This is a genomic window from Vibrio sp. R15-SG3-ISO1A, from assembly GCF_059833955.1.
This window is the reverse complement of the sequence record NZ_JCBDGH010000082.1, coordinates 38,008-54,276: the sequence shown is the minus strand read 5'-3', so window position 1 is coordinate 54,276 and position 16,269 is coordinate 38,008. Positions and strand designations below refer to the sequence as shown.

The following is a 16,269-nucleotide window of genomic DNA, read 5'->3' as shown; positions in this document are numbered from 1 at the left end:
TCGCAAGGCTACTCGATGCCGAGCGCGCGTTTCACCGGCTTAAAGCTTTTGCGATGCTCATCAATCACGCCGTGCGCTTCAATCGCCGCAAAATGGGCTTTGGTCGGGTAACCTTTGTGTTGCGCAAAACCAAATTGCGGATGTCGCTTATCAAGCGCTTCCATCTCTTGATCGCGCACCACTTTTGCGATGATTGACGCAGCGCTGATTTGCGCGACACGCAAATCACCTTTGACGACCGCCATCGCATCCATAGGCAGATCAGGGACTCGGTTGCCATCAATCAGAGCAAGATCGGGCGTTAGCGATAAACCCGCAATCGCGCGCTGCATCGCAACCATTGTCGCTTGAAGAATATTCCACTCGTCAATTTCAGCGGGGGAGCATCGACCGACAGACCAGGCCAACGCTTTCTCTTTGATTTCCGGTAGCAAGGCTAAGCGCTTTTTCTCAGAGAGTTTTTTTGAATCATTGAGCCCTTCGATCGGATTGTTCGGATCGAGGATCACCGCTGCGGTCACGACATCGCCGACTAAAGGGCCACGCCCCACTTCATCGACACCGGCAATCCATTGATAGCCTGTTGGATACTCAAACGGGGCTAAGGGGGTAGCTTGTTTTGCCATTTATGCTTTACCTATTAATGATAATACGGCGTTGGCCGCTTGTTCATCGGCGCCTTTACGAATCCAATGATGCATCTCGGTGAATTTCTCGACCATCGTCTCCCCTTCACCAGCCAAGAGCCTTTCTATCTCCGCACTGAGATTTTCTGGTGTGCACGCTTCGAGTAAGTACTCTTTAACGATCTCTTTGTCCGCCAAAATATTAGGTAAAGAGACAAACGGCGTTTTGACTAAGCGACGCGCGATAAACGCAGTAATGGCGTTCACTTTATACCCCACCACCATAGGACGCTTAATGAGCATGCACTCTAACGCCACGGTGCCAGAGGCCAGCAGGACCACATCAGACGCCGTAATGACGTTACGCGCGGTATCATCCACCAAGGTGAACTCAAGTTCTGGTGCATAAGTTTGCCAAGCATGCTCAAATTGCTCACGACGCTTAGGGTTAACCAAGGCCACCACAAAGCCTAAATCGGGATGGGTTTGATGCAGGCGTTGGCAGGTTTCAAGGAAAGGTTGGGAGAGCATGTTAAGCTCACTGCCGCGACTGCCTGGCAGCACCGCTAACCAGCGTTTATTCGGGTCCAAACCGAGCAACTCACGCGCGGGCGCTTTGTCGGAGACCATAGGAATTGCATCGGCAAGGGTGTGGCCAATAAACTCACACGGCACTTGGTGGCGATCATAGAAGGCTTTTTCAAACGGCAAGAATGCAAGCACCAGATTCGTCGCTGCTTCAATCTTGACGATACGTTTTTGTCGCCACGCCCAAACCGACGGGCTGACATAATGGACGGTTTTAATGCCCGCTTGCTTTAAACTGAGCTCAAGCCGTAAGTTGAAATCAGGCGCGTCGATACCGACAAACACATCGGGCGGATTGTGAGTAAAGTAATCGACCAAAGAGGCTTTGACTTTGAGCAGTCTCGGCAGTCGACCCAGCACTTCGACCAGCCCCATCACGGCCAGTTCTTCCATATCGAACAGAGATTCGCAGCCCTGAGCGATCATCTTAGGGCCACCAATACCGACAAATTCCGCATTGGGGTAGCGTGCTTTTATCGCTTTGATAAAGCCCTCGCCTAAGGTATCACCAGAGAGTTCTCCCGCGACGATACCAATTCTCAGTGGCTTTTCCATTGTCATGATGTATCGGTCCAATTAAATGCAAAATAAAAAAGGCCGTCTGATTTCCTAGACAGCCTTTTAGACATCGAGCGCAGGCCGCGATTAACGAATAATGCCGCGTTCTGTATTTTCCAGCATGTGCGAGAAGCGTCCGACAGAGGCAAACTCTTTCGCCATTTCCGCCAAGATAGGTTTCACTTCTTCCATGGTTTTACCTGAGCGGTAGATTTCTTTGTACGCTTTTTGTAGGGCGCGAATCTCTGCTTTTTCAAACCCATTGCGCTTAAGGCCAACCAAGTTCAAACCAAATGGAGTGGCGTGGTTACCTTGCGCTAAGACATAGGCAGGCACGTCTTGGACGACAGCAGAACAGCCACCGATATACGCGTAAGCCCCCACCGTACAGAAAGGGTGAATCGCTGACAGTGCCATCACACCCGCGTAATCTTCCAAGGTGACATGACCACCTAAAATCGCGTTGTTTCCGATGTGTGTATGGTCACCAACAATCACGTCGTGTGCGATGTGTGCGTTAACACACAATAGGTTGTCGTTACCAATGACCGTCGTCGCTTTGTCTTGCACCGTGCCACGGTGGATCTGCACCGCTTCACGAATGACGTTGCGATCGCCAATCACCACCGTTGTCTCTTCGCCGCCGTATTTCTTATCTTGGTTCTCTTCACCAATGACCGCGTGCGGGAAGATGCGGTTCTCTTTACCTATCGTCGTATGACCTTTGATCACGACATGGGACATGATTTCTGTGCCCTCACCAATCTCCACTTGGCCGGAGATGTAAGTGAAAGGCCCAACGGTCACATTCGCAGCGATGGATACGTCACCTTCGATGACCGCAGAAGGGTGAATTTGAGCCGTCTCATGAATCATATTAGAACTCTCGACGAGCACATTTAAGCTCTGCTGAACAAACCACTTCGCCATCAACCGTTGCTACACCATTGAATGCAGCAATGCCGCGGCGCTCTTTCAAAAATTCTACTTTGATCACCAGTTGATCACCTGGAGTGACCGGTTTACGGAACTTGGCTCCGTCGACACTGGCAAAGTAGTACAACTCGTTCTCAGAAGGCGCACCAAACGATTTAAACGCCAGAAGACCGGTCGCTTGTGCCATCGCTTCCAAAATCAGTACACCAGGGAACACTGGGAGTTGCGGAAAATGACCCGTAAACTGAGGTTCATTGACTGAAACATTTTTGATCGCCGTGAGGTACTGCGCTTCTTGGAAATCCGTCACACGGTCAATGAGCAAGAATGGGTAGCGATGAGGCAACAATTCCTGAATTTCAGTAATGTTCATCGTTTTATTTTCAGTAGTCAAAGTCATATTCCTATGTTGAATGCTAAATTCTTTTAAGTTGTGGCGCATTATAGACGAAAAAGGCTCGCAAATCGCGAGCCTTCGCTGACAAAAACGCATGAGCCGCCAGATAGACATAGCAGCGCTCAACGCGCGAGTGCCTGTGGCACACCCTGTTAGTCAGGCTGTTGGTTTTCCAACTGCTTTTCGACCGCTTTCAAACGCTTGTTCATCTCATCAATGCGATGAACACGAGCGGCGGTTTTACGCCATTCACGATTGGTCTGCAGAGGAATACCTGACGAATACATGCCTTTCTCTTCAATACCACGCATCACCATGCCCATACCGGTAATGGTAACGCCATCGGCAATCTCAATATGACCATTGATCACGCTGCCGCCACCAATGATACAGTACTTGCCAATGGTGGTACTGCCAGCAACAATCGTACCACCCGCCATCGCGGTACCATATCCGATGTGTACGTTGTGCGCGATTTGCAGTTGGTTATCAAGAATGACGTTATCTTCAATCACCGTATCGTCAAGCGCGCCACGGTCAATCGTGGTACATGAACCGATTTCAACTCGGTTACCAATACGAACGCTACCAAGCTGAGGAATTTTAACCCACTCACCTTTCTCATTGGCATAGCCAAAGCCGTCTGAGCCAATCACAGTGTTGGCTTGCACTAGACAGTCTTCACCAAGAGAGACTTGATGATAAATGCTCACATTCGGCCATAGCTTGGTGCCTGCACCAATTGAGGCGTTTTTGCCAATAAAGCAGCCCGCGCCAATCGAGACATTATCACCCAGTGTTGCGCCTGACTCGACCACCGCATTCGCGCCAATCGAAACATTGCTGCCCAGTGTCGCATCCGCAGCGATAACGGCACTTGGCGCGATTTCAGCCGCCGGCATAGGCGTAGTGTCTAGCGCTTGCGCCACTTTGGCGAACGCCACGTAAGGGTCGTTGACAACAAGCACGTTGCCGTGGCATTGCTCTCGCTGGGCCTCTTTGACCATCACCACAGTGGCTTGGCACTGTTCTAAGTGCTTGGCGTACTTTGGGTTAGAAAGAAAAGTGACGTGGCCCGTTTGGGCCTTGTCCATCGGGGCAACCATAGTGACGGTCGCCGTTGCGTCGCCATACAATTGACCCGAGGTAATCGTTGCCAGTTCGGCAAGAGTCAGAGTTTTCATAAACGATTATTTAAGTGCTTTGATCACATCTTCAGAAATATCGAATTCAGGCTTACCGTATTGCAATGCAGTAATATCGATCACGAGATCGTAGCCTTCTTTTTCAGCGATTTTGTTCACCGCGTCTTGAATTACTTTAAACAGTTTCTGCTTCTCTTGTGCTTCACGACGAGCAGACGCTTGCTCAAGAGATTGACCTTTAATGCGGAATTCATTTTCGAGCTGCGCAATTTCGATACGCGCTTTTTCGACATCTTCTTGGCTCATCAGCTCAGCGTCACGCTTAAGTTTTTCCACTTTGGTACGCGCTTTCGCTTCAATCGCTTTTAGCTCGTCCGCTTTGTCTTTAAAGTCTTCCTGCATTTTCTGCAGAGCAACTTCACGTTGGGGCAGAGCCTGAAACACCATGGCGGTATTGATGTAACCAATTTTTTGCGCCGCTTCTGCTGCATGAGCAAAAAGAGAAGACGTCATAATAACAAGGCCAAGGCCCGCCGCTTTGATAGTTTTGTTCACTGTAAAATTCCCCTTTAGAAGGTTCTGCCGATTGTGAAAGTGAAGAATTCTTCGTCATCACCTTCGTATTTCTTAATAGGTTTCGCTACCGAGAAGACCAATGGTCCCATCGGAGACATCCATTGCAACGCCGCACCGTATGATGCGCGGTAGTTGGTTGGATCTGAGTAATCCTCATAGTATTGAGTGCCCGCATAACTCGCATCGTAGTTAAACTCGGTATCCCACACACTTGCCGCGTCGACGAACACACTGGTTCGGATTTGGCTGCGCACTTCATCAGACGCAAATGGCGTCGGTACAATCAGCTCCATACTGGCCAGCGCGATGGCATTACCACCAACCGAGTCGTCCGTTGCCACCACACAGCCGTCGTTTTCACTGCTTGGAGGACAGACGCTCGAGTTGCTGGAGTTGTAAACCGCCCTTGGACCTGCTGAGTTAGAACCAAAGCCACGTAATGTGGTGAAGCCACCCGCGTAGTAGTTCTCATAGAATGGGAACAGGTTATCGTTGCCATCCGTTTGACCGTAACCGTTACCGTAACCCAAGCGACCACGCATCAACAAGGTAAACTCGTGCTTTTTGGTCAATGGCACATACTGTCTCACGTCGTACTGCAGCTTAAAGTACTGCGCGTCTGAGCTAGGCACGGTGGCCTTGGCGAAAGCGCGTTGGTAGTTGCCTGCCGTTGGGAAGTAGCCCCTGTTGAGGTTGTTGCGCGTCCAAGAGACATTCACGTCAAAATCTTGAGTGATAATATTATCGCTTTCGCCTTGACCAATACTGGCAGCAAACTGCTGCGCCTGATCGTAGGTGGGCACGTTACCGATGTTGTTATGGGTGTAGCCTAACCCGAATTCGAAACGGTTGAGTTCATCAAACGGGAACCCCCAAGTCACACTAGTACCATAACTTTCGTTGGTGTAGTCGATGATCCCCGCTTCTGAGGCTTCAAATTCGTTGTAGAAAATCTTACCGCCCATACTGACACCATCGAGGTTCCAGTACGGATCGCGATACTCAAGGCTGACGTTCTTCTGGTAGTCGTTCATCATTGCACTGATACCGACGCGATCTCCAGAGCCCGCGAAGTTATCTTGTTGCAAACCGACCTGGAAACTGACCCCCGACTCAGTGCCGTAGCCAACACCAAAGTTAATGCTGCCTGAGTTGGCTTCTTTGACGTTGTAGACTAGGTCTACCTGATCATCACTGCCCGGAACTCGTACCGTCTGGACATCAACGGTTTCGAAGAAGCCCAAACGGCTCAAACGGTTTTTACCCGTTTCTATCGCGCGCGAGTTAAGCCAACTGCCTTCCATCTGACGCATTTCACGGCGCAGCACTTCGTCTTTGGTGGCATTGTTGCCGACAAAGCGAATATCACGGACGTAGATACGATTGCCCGCCTCTACATTGACAATCAGAGAGACCTGCTGATTTTCATCATCAAATTCAGGAATGGTGGTCACTTGTGGATAGGCATAACCGGCTTCACCCAGTACGCGCTTGATGTTCTCTTCAAGAGAGGTCACGGCAGAGCCATTGTAGATTTCGCCGTTTTCGAACGTGACCAAATCTTGCAGCTCTTGCTCTTTACCGATCAGTTCACCACGGAACTGGACATCTTTAACGGTGTACGGCAAGCCCTCTGATAGCCCCAGCGTGATGTACACCCCTTTTTTATCGGGTGAAATCGCGACTTGCGTCGAATCCACTTGGAATTTTAAGTAACCACGATCCAGGTAGTACGATCTTAAAGCTTCAATGTCGCCCGCTAAGACTTGCTTTTGATATTTATCATCGGCGAGGAAGTTCCACCATGCGACATCCACATTAAGATTGAAACGGCTCAGCAGCTCTTCATCTTCGAAGACTTCATTGCCGATAAAGTTGATTTGTTGGATTTTCGCAGAGACACCTTCAGAGAAGACGAATTTGACATCACTCCGGTTACGCGGCAGCGGCGTCACGACTGCTTTGACTGACGCGTTGTATTTACCCACGCTGTAGTAGAAATCTTCCAACCCTTTCTCAATATTGGACAGGGTAGTACGATCCAGCGCTTCACCGACGCGCATTCCGGAGGCGTCAAGGTTTTGCTGCAACTGCTCTTCTTTGATCGCCTTGTTCCCTGAGAAAGAGATGCTGGCAATCGTTGGGCGCTCTTTGACTTGTACCAACAACACATCGCCATCGCGAAGCACTTTGATGTTCTCAAAGTTACCTGAATCGTAGAGTGCACGAATGATCTCAGAAACGTCTTGCCCATCGACAGTGTCACCGACACGGACAGGCATTTTCAAAAGCGCCGCACCGAGAGCCACACGCTGCAACCCTTCGATCTGTATGTCTTCAACCACGAAGCTCTCGGCACCGTTTGCGCTCACACTCGTCGCGAGAAGCGTCGCAAACAGAATATTTTTCATCGCCATATTTGTTTTAGTTATTCCTTTCTACACCCTTCGCCCCGTTTAAAGACGAGCAAAATCATTGAAAATCGCCACTGCCATGAGAGAGAAGATAATCGCACCGCCGATACGGTAACCCATTTCCTGGACTTTTTCAGGCACAGGGCGTCTGATTATGGCTTCAATAGCAAAAAACAATAAATGTCCACCGTCGAGCATCGGCAGTGGAACGAGGTTTATAATGCCTAAGTTCACGCTGATAAGCGCAAGGAAACCGAGAAAATAGACCAAGCCATAATCGGCGGTCGTTCCTGCCCCTTTCGCGATCGAAATCGGTCCACTTAGGTTGTTCAATCCAACATCACCGACAATCAGTTTTTTCAGCATACTGATGGTCAAGGTGATCACTTGCCCGGATTTTTCAATCGCTTTACCGACTGATTCAAATACACCAAATTGCAGGTCGAAGCGATAGCTTTGCGGCCATTCTGCGACTTCTGGAGCAATTCCCGCAAAACCAATCACTCGCTGGTCTGAAAGCGCTCGGCTGTCTGGCGTTAAAGACACGTCCACAGACTGGCCATCACGCTCCACTTTGAGTGCAAGCGCGCGATTAGGGCTTGCTTGAATGGTCTCGACGACCTGCTGCCAACTCTCGACAGCCCGTCCATCGATACTCACTAACGTATCACCGACAAGCAGGCCAGCACGTTCACCGGCACTTCCCTCGCCGACATTGGTCAAACGAGCGGAAATCTCTGGCGTAAAGGGAATAAATCCAAGCGCTGACATAGCAGACTGCGTCTCAGGGTCAAAGTTCCATTCATCTAAATAGAGCACTTTGGTTTCTTCGACCCCCACACCGTCCGCCGGTGCGACGGTCAGGGTCAATTGACTGTCGCCAATATGGCGGATAAGCCCCATATTGACCGACTCCCAATCTGCGGTTTTGACGCCGGAAACCGCTTTAAGTTCCATGCCAGGTTCAAGACCGGCTTGCGCCGCAATCGAGTATGGCGTGACTTGTCCCACGACCGGTTTCACCGCAGGGACACCAATGATGAACACCAACCAATACGCGAAAATGGCAAACAGGAAGTTAAATGCTGGGCCTGCCGCGACAATTGCGCTTCGCTTCCACAAAGGTTTACGGTCAAAGGCGAACGCTTGCTGATCCTCAGGCACATCATCCACTCGGCCATCAAGCATTTTCACGTAACCACCGAGAGGGATCAAAGAAATAGAGTACTCGGTGCCATCTTTACCGACTTTACTCCATATGGATTTACCAAAACCGATAGAGAATTTTTCGACTTTTACGCCACAGCGGCGCGCCACCCAAAAATGGCCAAACTCATGCACGGCGACCAAAATGCCTAATGCAATGATAAATGAGATAAAGTTCCACAAAATACCGGTCATAGCGTCCGTCCGTTCATGGTTTCTATGGCGAATGCACGTGCCATACTATCGAGCTCTAGAATGCTCTCCAAACTATCACATTGCCCCTGACCACGGCTAGCACAGATCCGATTAGTGACCTGCTCATTGATGCGAGCGATGTCAGTGAACGCCAGTTTACGATCAAGAAAAGCCTGCACTGCAACTTCGTTGGCCGCATTGAGCGCTGTGGTCGCATGCTGACCTTCAAAACAGGCATCAATGGCCAATTTCAAGCAGGGGTAACGTTGGTAATCCGGCTGTAAAAAGGTCAGTTCGCCCACTTGAGTAAAATCTAACGGTGCCACACCAGCAGCAATACGCTCAGGGTATGAGAGTGTCAGCGCAATCGGCGTTGCCATATCCGGCTCGCCCATCTGAGCCAAGACGGAGCCGTCACGATATTGCACCATTGAGTGGATCACAGATTGAGGGTGGATCAGAACTTTGAGTTGCTCGCGGCGAGCATTGAACAGCCATTTTGCTTCAATAAACTCAAGCCCTTTATTCATCATGGTGGCCGAATCCACCGAGATTTTTGGCCCCATGGACCAGTTAGGATGAGCAATCGCTTGTTCTGGGGTCACCTGCTCTAGACTCGCAATGTCGCTGTAGCGAAACGGCCCGCCAGAACCGGTCAAGAGAATATGGCTAATACCCTGCTTTTCAAGATCGCAGCGCCCTAGCTCCGTTTGCGCCTCGACGGGCAAACATTGGAAGATGGCATTGTGCTCACTGTCGACAGGCATTAACTCCGCGCCATACTTGGCAACCGCGTCGATAAAAAGTTGCCCAGACATCACCAACGCTTCTTTGTTGGCAAGCAGCACTCGCTTACCGGCTTTCACCGCCGCCATGGTCGGTAACAAACCGGCCGCGCCGACAATAGCCGCCATCACGGTATCTACATCATCCAGCGCTGCCATTTGGCACATCGCATCCACACCAGATAAGACATCAATGGTGAGCGACTCTCCGGCTAACGCTAACTTGAGCGCGCCCGCAGCATCATCGCTCGCCATGACCGCATACTGGGGTTTCCACTTAAGGCACAACTGGCGCATTTTCTCGACGTTGTGTCCCGCGACTAAAGCAACGACCGAGTAGTGTTCACGATTCTGTTCGAGCACCTTAAACGTACTGTCACCAATCGAACCTGTCGCGCCGAGTATTGTCAACTTACGCATAGTAGTTACAACCAAGAAGGTAAAGGCAAGCGCCCGCTTGCCTTAGAATTAGAAAATGAAGTAGAGCAGCGCAAACACGGGAAAGGCAGCCGTCAAACTGTCAATGCGATCCAATACACCGCCATGACCAGGAATGATGTTACTGCTGTCTTTAATGCCAGAGACGCGCTTAAACATGCTCTCTACCAGATCGCCCAATACTGAGATAATCACCGTCGCTAAGGTAATCCCGACCATCACAAATGCGTTGGTAAACGGAATCTCAAACCAATGTGAAAAGCCCCAAGCAACTAAACTGGCGGTCACCATTCCGCCCACTAATCCTTCAATGGTTTTATTGGGGCTCACTTTAGGTGCCATTTTATGTTTACCGATGCTTTTACCGACAAAGTAGGCACCGCTGTCCGCCGCCCAAACAATCAAACAGACAAATAGAACCAAACGCGCGCCGTGGAAAGGATCGCTATAGAGGTCCTGCGCACGCAGCATCACCACGCTCCAGAAAAAGGGCAATAGCGTTAAGATTCCGAAAAGGTGTCTGAGCAGCGTCGACCCCTGCCACAGTGTGGCGGATTTGGGATAGGTAATCGCCAGCACGCTGGCAAAAAGCCACCAAGCGCAACCTAAGCCTAGTAAAGTAAGGTGGGATAAGGAAATCTCATTTAAGCTGTACGCATCAAATGGGACCAAGAACGCACTGGCCGCAAACAGTATCGCTGCAGGGACAAGTGCTAAGTAGCGGGATTTGGCCTCGACAAATTGAGTCCACTCCCAAAAACCTATCATAGTGACCACGGCCAGCGCCGCCATAAACGTAGGTAAAGACAGTTGAAAGATGCCTAAAATGACTAACGGAGCAAGGATAAGTGCCGTTATTATTCTTTGCTTCAAACTTAAATCCTTTATTCGCTTTTCATCAATGCCTTGATTTGTTCACCTGTACACCCGAACCGTCGTTCGCGATTAACAAACCAAGTCACTGCTTCGACAAGACTATTCTCGTCAAATTCTGGCCAGTAGATCGGCGTAAAGTAGAGCTCAGCATACGCCATCTGCCATAGCATGAAGTTGCTAATTCTACACTCTCCACTGGTTCGAATCATCAAATCGACCTCAGGAATGTCGTTCATCGACAAATGATCGGTCATTAATGATTCAGTAATCTCTTCTGGTGCAAGTTCACCGCGAGCCACTTTGCTGGCAATCGCTTTGGTCGCTTCCACAATGTCCCATTTGCCGCCGTAATTCGCCGCAATATTGATCACCATTCCGCTATTGTTCGCCGTTAAGGCTTCTGCAGCGGCAATTTTCTCTTGCAAGCGTTCATTAAAACGAGACTTATCACCAATGATCCGCAGCTTGAGGTTGTTCTTATGCAGTTTCTTTACTTCTGATGACAGCACAGAAATAAACAACTCCATCAACACGCCGACTTCTTCTTCTGGTCTACGCCAATTCTCGCTACTGAAAGCAAACAAGGTGATGGCCTTGATGCCGAGTTTAGCGGAAGTCGAAATCGCCTTACGTACCGCTGCCACCCCATTTTTATGGCCAAAGACACGCGGTTTACCTTGTGCTTTCGCCCAACGGCCATTGCCGTCCATGATGATTGCGATGTGTTTAGGGAGTACGTCAGGTGAGAGTTGAATGTTTTGCATAAGAGGGATTGGGTTTCCAGCAGGGTCGAAGAGATGCAATAAAAAAACGCTGTGCTGTTCGCCCAGCGTTTTTACTCATGGGCAGTTTAATGACTATTAAACTTCCATCAACTCTTTTTCTTTTGCTGCTAGCACTTCGTCAACTTTCTTAACCGCTGCGTCAGTCAGTTTCTGAATTTCATCTTGTGCTTTGCGATCTTCGTCTTCAGAGATCTCTTTGTCTTTCAATAGCGCTTTAAGGTCGCCATTGGCATCGCGACGAATGTTACGAATCGCCACGCGAGCACCTTCTGCTTCACCGCGAACGATCTTAACGAGGTCTTTACGACGCTCTTCTGTTAGTGGTGGCAGAGGAACGCGGATGATGGTGCCCGCAGACATTGGGTTTAGGCCCAAATCAGACATCATGATCGCTTTTTCTACTTTCTGAGTCAGCTCTTTGTCGAATACCGTGATCGCCAGTGTACGCGCATCTTCCGCAACAACGTTCGCGACTTGGTTTAGCGGTGTTGGTGCGCCGTAGTACTCTACTGAAATACCAGAAAGAAGGCTTGGGTGAGCACGACCAGTACGTACTTTAGATAGGTTGTTTTTTAGCGCTTCAACGCTTTTTTCCATGCGCTCTTGAGCGTCTTTTTTGATTTCGTTAATCACAATATCACCTTGATGTGTCATTCTTATCGAAGTCTCCCCACTAATGGGATGACGACCTTCGAAAGGCAATACCGTAGCCAACACAATGCTCGCTACGGTTGAATTCAATTAGTTTGCAGAGCTAATCAGTGTGCCTTCAGCTTCACCCATAACCACGCGGCGCAGTGCGCCAGGTTTGTTCATGTTGAACACACGAATTGGCATTTTGTGGTCACGAGCCAGAGTAAATGCGGCTAAGTCCATTACTTTCAGTTCTTTATCAAGAACTTCAGCGTAAGATAGCTTATCATACAGCTCCGCGTCTGGGTTGGCTACTGGGTCTGCAGTAAATACCCCATCCACTTTTGTCGCTTTGAGAACCACGTCAGCTTCAATCTCAATACCACGCAGACACGCTGCTGAATCTGTTGTGAAGAATGGGTTACCTGTACCGGCAGAGAAGATCACAACACGACCTTGGCGCAGCTGGCTGATAGCATCGGCCCAGTTGTAATCATCACACACACCTTTTAGAGGGATAGCGGACATCACGCGCGCGTTCACGTACGCACGGTGCAGCGCATCACGCATCGCAAGACCATTCATTACTGTTGCTAGCATGCCCATGTGGTCACCGACAACTCGGTTCATACCGGCTTCAGCAAGACCGGCACCACGGAACAAGTTACCACCGCCGATAACAACACCCACTTGAACGCCCAGTTCAACGAGCTCTTTTACCTCTTGAGCCATACGATCAAGGATCGTAGGGTCGATACCAAAACCTTCTTCGCCTTGTAGAGCTTCACCGCTCAGTTTTAACAGAATACGTTGATATGCTGGTTTAGGGTTTGTCGTCATGGAGTCTACCTTCCAATAAAGAGAGTGGTTGATTAACAGTCATGGATAGGGGAGAAAATCAAGTTCATAGACCCTAGTTCCTAGAGAAGAAATCCACTCTAGACTCTAGGAACTCGGCACTAGGCACTATGCACCTAGGGACTTGCACCGAGTCACTAACACCCCTATTCATCACGGCTAATCGTTTGCACGCTAGTCATAAAAAGACCGCAGCCTTGGCTACGGTCTAAATAGTAAGCGCTACACTAAGGATTAACCTTTTTGAGCTGCTGCTACTTCTTCAGCAAAGCTCATTTCTGCGCCTTTCTCGATACCTTCGCCAACTTCTAGACGAACGAACGTAGCAACAGAAGCGCCTTTCTCTTTCAGCATTTCGCCTACAGATTTCTTAGGCTCCATGATGAACGCTTGACCTGTTAGAGAGATTTCGCCAGTGAATTTCTTCATGCGGCCGATAACCATCTTCTCAGCGATCTCTTGTGGCTTGCCTTCGTTCATAGCGATTTCAACTTGAACTTCTTTCTCTTTAGCCACTACGTCAGCTGGTACGTCTTCTGGGTTAACGTACTCTGGCTTAGACGCAGCAACGTGCATTGCAACGTGCTTAAGAGTTTCAGCATCGCCTTCACCCGCTACCACAACACCGATTTTCTCACCGTGACGGTAAGAAGCGATTGCAGCACCTTCAACGTACTGAACGCGACGGATGTTGATGTTTTCACCGATCTTAGCAACTAGAGCAACACGCTCTTCTTCGAATTTAGCAACAAGCTCTTCAGCAGATGCTTTAGACGCTAGCGCGTCTGCTGCTACTTTCTCTGCGAATGCAGTGAAGTTGCCATCTTTAGCAACGAAGTCAGTTTGGCAGTTAACTTCAAGAAGAACAGCAACACCGCCTTCTTCTTTGATGATGATTGCGCCTTCAGCTGCTACGTTACCTGCTTTCTTAGCAGCTTTCGCAGCGCCTGATTTACGCATGTTCTCGATTGCTAGTTCGATGTCAGCGTTTGCTTCAACAAGCGCTTTCTTACATTCCATCATACCTGCGCCAGTACGTTCGCGCAGTTCTTTAACTAGAGCAGCAGTAACAGCCATTCTCTATTCCTCAGTTGATTCTGGATTGGGTAAAAAACAGGGGCCTACACACGTTCGGCCCCTATTGATAACTATAACTCAGTTTATGCGACAACAAGATTGCACATAAACCAAGTGTGACACGGAGCCGCTATTATTCAGCTTCTACGAAACCGTCTTTTTCAGCAGCTGCAGCTACGTCTTTGTTACGACCTTCTGTAACCGCTTGAGCAGCAGCGTTTAGGTATAGCTGTACTGCACGGATTGCGTCATCGTTACCTGGGATAACGAAGTCAACGCCGTCTGGGTTAGAGTTAGTATCAACAACAGCGTAAACTGGGATACCTAGGTTGTTTGCTTCTTTAACTGCGATGTGCTCGTGATCAGCGTCGATAACGAATAGAGCGTCAGGTAGGCCGCCCATATCTTTGATACCACCAAGAGATTTCTCTAGCTTCTCCATTTCGCGAGTACGCATTAGAGCTTCTTTCTTAGTTAGCTTGTCAAAAGTACCGTCTTGAGACTGAGCTTCTAGATCTTTTAGACGCTTGATAGACTGACGAACAGTTTTGTAGTTAGTTAGCATACCGCCCAACCAGCGGTTGTTAACGAAGTACTGGTTGCTAGCAATAGCCGCTTCTTTAACAGCTTCAGATGCAGCGCGCTTAGTACCTACGAAAAGAACTTTACCTTTTTTCTCGCCAACTTTCGCTAGCTCAGCAAGCGCTTCGTTGAACATTGGTACAGTTTTTTCTAGGTTGATGATGTGAACGCGGTTACGAGCACCAAAGATGAATGGCTTCATTTTTGGGTTCCAGTAACGAGTTTGGTGACCGAAGTGAACACCAGCTTTCAGCATATCGCGCATTGATACAGTTGCCATTTTAAAATCCTCTATGGGGTTAGGCCTCCACATTCCCCATAACTCCGACTAGGCTTCTGCCCAGCACCCCGGAATATGTGTCGGAATGTGTGTGATTTAAAGATAAATGTGTTTGGATGTTGCCCGCTTCGCCACCTCAACGCATCAAGGTGAAGAGAACAGACCGCAATTCCGGCGCGCTTTATATCATATTTTTGCGTTGTTTGGCTAGAAAAAAAACCACTTTCACCGCGTCCAAACCCCGCGAAATCACCGACCGTCACAGCAACCCTAGTCATCTTAAGGATTTATCGAGATTACACTTTCGCCCCTCTTCCTGTTAGAATGCGGCCATTCGCACCAGAGCGTGCTGACAGTGTTAGATAGAGAAAGCCGATGTCAATTAAGATCAAAACCGCACAAGAAATTGAACGCATGCGCATAGCTGGCGCATTGGCCGCTGAAATCCTAGAGATGATCGAGCCGCACGTCCAAGTCGGCGTAACGACCGATGAGCTCAACCAGATTTGTCACGACTACGCCACCAGCAAAGGTGCGTACTCTGCGCCACTCGATTATCATGGTTTCCCGAAATCTATCTGTACTTCGATCAACCACATTGTGTGTCACGGCATTCCTGCCAACCAAGATGAAATGGGTAGCAACGGTCAGATGAAACCGGCGGTGTTAAAAGATGGCGACATCATCAACATCGACATCACAGTGATTGTTCCCGATGATGAAAACGCCGATCTTTCCGTGCGCCCAGCAGGCTACCATGGCGATACTTCGAAGATGTTCTTAGTGGGTGAGGTCTCCCCTGCCGACAAGCGCTTGTGTATGGTGACACAAGAAGCCCTGTACGTTGGGATGCGTAAAGTCAAACCGGGTGCTACGGTTGGCGATATTGGCAGTGCCATCGAGAAATACATCAAAGAGAACAACAAGAAAAACCCACGTAATAAGTTTTCTATTGTCAAAGACTTCTGTGGTCATGGTATCGGCAACGAATTCCATGAAGAGCCACAAATTGTTCACTACAAGAACAATGACCGACGTGTGTTGAAAGAAGGCATGTGCTTTACCATCGAGCCTATGATTAACGCCGGTAAATTTGGTGTCAGCGTCGATGCCGAAGATGACTGGACGGTCTACACTGGCGATGGCAAAAAATCCGCTCAGTATGAGCACACCATAGTAGTAACGAGCAACGGCTGTGAAGTGCTGACACTAAGAAGCGATGACACCATCCCACGCCTGATGAACAACGATTAACGATTGAATGGAATATCCCCGCTTACGGGGATATTTTTTTATCTGACTAACTTTGCTAGA

General features: G+C 49.1%; 16 protein-coding genes. 1 reads left to right on the top strand and 15 read right to left on the bottom strand.

What is annotated here, in order from left to right; all coding sequences use genetic code 11:
• Positions 1-8 precede the first annotated feature (8 nt).
• From rnhB to rpsB, 15 genes are all read right to left on the bottom strand, one after another.
• A complete protein-coding gene (rnhB, locus tag AC6R0L_RS13715) occupies positions 9-626 on the bottom strand; it encodes a ribonuclease HII (RefSeq protein ID WP_500629444.1) in 618 nt (205 codons plus the stop codon).
• Positions 627-1,769 (bottom strand): lipid-A-disaccharide synthase, encoded by a 1,143-nt coding sequence (gene lpxB, locus AC6R0L_RS13710; protein ID WP_487901399.1) that lies wholly within the window; start codon positions 1,767-1,769, stop codon positions 627-629.
• 90 nt (positions 1,770-1,859) lie between these two features.
• Positions 1,860-2,648 (bottom strand): acyl-ACP--UDP-N-acetylglucosamine O-acyltransferase, encoded by a 789-nt coding sequence (gene lpxA, locus AC6R0L_RS13705; RefSeq protein ID WP_334554546.1) that lies wholly within the window; start codon positions 2,646-2,648, stop codon positions 1,860-1,862.
• Between the two features lies 1 nt (position 2,649).
• On the bottom strand, positions 2,650-3,102 hold the full coding sequence (fabZ, locus tag AC6R0L_RS13700) for a 3-hydroxyacyl-ACP dehydratase FabZ (RefSeq protein WP_334554476.1): 453 nt from the start codon (positions 3,100-3,102) through the stop codon (positions 2,650-2,652).
• Positions 3,103-3,257: 155 nt separating this feature from the next.
• Complete coding sequence (lpxD, locus tag AC6R0L_RS13695; RefSeq protein ID WP_487901274.1) at positions 3,258-4,289, bottom strand: UDP-3-O-(3-hydroxymyristoyl)glucosamine N-acyltransferase; 1,032 nt, start codon at positions 4,287-4,289, stop codon at positions 3,258-3,260.
• 6 nt (positions 4,290-4,295) lie between these two features.
• Positions 4,296-4,805 carry an OmpH/Skp family outer membrane protein gene (locus tag AC6R0L_RS13690; RefSeq protein WP_334554472.1) on the bottom strand — a complete coding sequence of 170 codons (510 nt, stop codon included), beginning with the start codon at positions 4,803-4,805 and terminating at the stop codon, positions 4,296-4,298.
• Between the two features lie 14 nt (positions 4,806-4,819).
• Positions 4,820-7,243, bottom strand: coding sequence for an outer membrane protein assembly factor BamA (gene bamA, locus AC6R0L_RS13685; protein ID WP_500629443.1), 2,424 nt, complete (start codon positions 7,241-7,243; stop codon positions 4,820-4,822).
• 39 nt (positions 7,244-7,282) lie between these two features.
• The gene (rseP, locus tag AC6R0L_RS13680; RefSeq protein ID WP_487901276.1) at positions 7,283-8,641 is read right to left on the bottom strand and encodes a sigma E protease regulator RseP; all 1,359 of its coding nucleotides are present in this window, start codon (positions 8,639-8,641) and stop codon (positions 7,283-7,285) included.
• Positions 8,638-9,846 carry a 1-deoxy-D-xylulose-5-phosphate reductoisomerase gene (ispC, locus tag AC6R0L_RS13675; RefSeq protein ID WP_500629442.1) on the bottom strand — a complete coding sequence of 403 codons (1,209 nt, stop codon included), beginning with the start codon at positions 9,844-9,846 and terminating at the stop codon, positions 8,638-8,640. The genes rseP and ispC overlap by 4 nt, the downstream gene beginning before the upstream one ends.
• A 48-nt stretch (positions 9,847-9,894) precedes the next feature.
• Entirely contained in the window at positions 9,895-10,737 is an 843-nt protein-coding gene (locus AC6R0L_RS13670) for a phosphatidate cytidylyltransferase (RefSeq protein WP_500629441.1), read from the bottom strand.
• An 11-nt stretch (positions 10,738-10,748) separates the two neighbouring features.
• Positions 10,749-11,504, bottom strand: a complete 756-nt coding sequence (gene uppS, locus AC6R0L_RS13665) for a polyprenyl diphosphate synthase (RefSeq protein ID WP_334554463.1) — start codon at positions 11,502-11,504, stop codon at positions 10,749-10,751.
• A 96-nt stretch (positions 11,505-11,600) separates the two neighbouring features.
• On the bottom strand, positions 11,601-12,158 hold the full coding sequence (frr, locus tag AC6R0L_RS13660; protein ID WP_334554544.1) for a ribosome recycling factor: 558 nt from the start codon (positions 12,156-12,158) through the stop codon (positions 11,601-11,603).
• Positions 12,159-12,266: 108 nt separating this feature from the next.
• Entirely contained in the window at positions 12,267-12,998 is a 732-nt protein-coding gene (pyrH, locus tag AC6R0L_RS13655) for a UMP kinase (RefSeq protein ID WP_334554461.1), read from the bottom strand.
• 252 nt (positions 12,999-13,250) lie between these two features.
• Positions 13,251-14,093 (bottom strand): translation elongation factor Ts, encoded by an 843-nt coding sequence (gene tsf, locus AC6R0L_RS13650; protein ID WP_334554459.1) that lies wholly within the window; start codon positions 14,091-14,093, stop codon positions 13,251-13,253.
• Positions 14,094-14,226: 133 nt separating this feature from the next.
• Positions 14,227-14,955 carry a 30S ribosomal protein S2 gene (rpsB, locus tag AC6R0L_RS13645; protein ID WP_334554457.1) on the bottom strand — a complete coding sequence of 243 codons (729 nt, stop codon included), beginning with the start codon at positions 14,953-14,955 and terminating at the stop codon, positions 14,227-14,229.
• A gap of 375 nt (positions 14,956-15,330) precedes the next feature.
• Between rpsB and map the strand changes: the two genes are divergently transcribed.
• The gene (gene map / locus AC6R0L_RS13640) at positions 15,331-16,209 is read left to right on the top strand and encodes a type I methionyl aminopeptidase (protein ID WP_487901279.1); all 879 of its coding nucleotides are present in this window, start codon (positions 15,331-15,333) and stop codon (positions 16,207-16,209) included.
• The last annotated feature ends 60 nt before the right edge of the window (positions 16,210-16,269 follow it).

Coding starts and splice junctions, on each gene's coding strand:
- lpxA (WP_334554546.1), bottom strand. CDS start 2,648: ATGATTCATGAGACGGCTCAAATTCACCCTTCTGCGGTCATCGAAGGT.
- bamA (WP_500629443.1), bottom strand. CDS start 7,243: ATGGCGATGAAAAATATTCTGTTTGCGACGCTTCTCGCGACGAGTGTG.
- lpxB (WP_487901399.1), bottom strand. CDS start 1,769: ATGGAAAAGCCACTGAGAATTGGTATCGTCGCGGGAGAACTCTCTGGT.
- rnhB (WP_500629444.1), bottom strand. CDS start 626: ATGGCAAAACAAGCTACCCCCTTAGCCCCGTTTGAGTATCCAACAGGC.
- tsf (WP_334554459.1), bottom strand. CDS start 14,093: ATGGCTGTTACTGCTGCTCTAGTTAAAGAACTGCGCGAACGTACTGGC.
- pyrH (WP_334554461.1), bottom strand. CDS start 12,998: ATGACGACAAACCCTAAACCAGCATATCAACGTATTCTGTTAAAACTG.
- map (WP_487901279.1), top strand. CDS start 15,331: ATGTCAATTAAGATCAAAACCGCACAAGAAATTGAACGCATGCGCATA.
- lpxD (WP_487901274.1), bottom strand. CDS start 4,289: ATGAAAACTCTGACTCTTGCCGAACTGGCAACGATTACCTCGGGTCAA.
- rpsB (WP_334554457.1), bottom strand. CDS start 14,955: ATGGCAACTGTATCAATGCGCGATATGCTGAAAGCTGGTGTTCACTTC.
- rseP (WP_487901276.1), bottom strand. CDS start 8,641: ATGACCGGTATTTTGTGGAACTTTATCTCATTTATCATTGCATTAGGC.
- ispC (WP_500629442.1), bottom strand. CDS start 9,846: ATGCGTAAGTTGACAATACTCGGCGCGACAGGTTCGATTGGTGACAGT.
- uppS (WP_334554463.1), bottom strand. CDS start 11,504: ATGCAAAACATTCAACTCTCACCTGACGTACTCCCTAAACACATCGCA.